The sequence below is a fragment of the Roseibium sp. RKSG952 genome, from assembly GCF_009711355.1.
This window is the reverse complement of sequence record NZ_SMMF01000218.1, coordinates 1-387: the sequence shown is the minus strand read 5'-3', so window position 1 is coordinate 387 and position 387 is coordinate 1. Positions and strand designations below refer to the sequence as shown.

Annotated in this window: 1 protein-coding gene; it reads right to left on the bottom strand. The window is 49.4% G+C overall.

The genetic code is table 11. The features are described from left to right. The coding region (locus E1297_RS00540; protein WP_155132614.1) for a hypothetical protein at positions 1–306 on the bottom strand (306 nt) is incomplete at its 3' end. Positions 307–387: the final 81 nt, after the last annotated feature.

Here is a 387-nt window from a genome sequence, read left to right as displayed (position 1 = left end):
CGGCGGAGAACCCTCAAAACTCACAGTGATGCAACTGAAAACGTTGAGAGTTTTGAACTCTAAGAGCAAAACCGTTCTTTTGCAAGTGCCTTTGAAATCCTCGGAAACCCTCGTTTTTTTGAGCTGTTGCAAAAAGAAGGTCGTGTTCCGCCTGCCGGCGGGGATATTTAAAGCCAAGCCGGATGAGCCCTTGTTGGGGTCAATTGAAAGTACGTGTAAAAAGTTCACACGGGTGGCGCGTTTGACGATTTGCGGCCCGGCGCGATCAGCATAACCGCGCAGGCCATCATACTGCATCGCTATCATCTGACATCTTCAAATTACGCAGTTTAACCAAGTCTCCGGCGGTTCCTTTTCTGGAACTCGAAGACGCGCTAACGATATCTG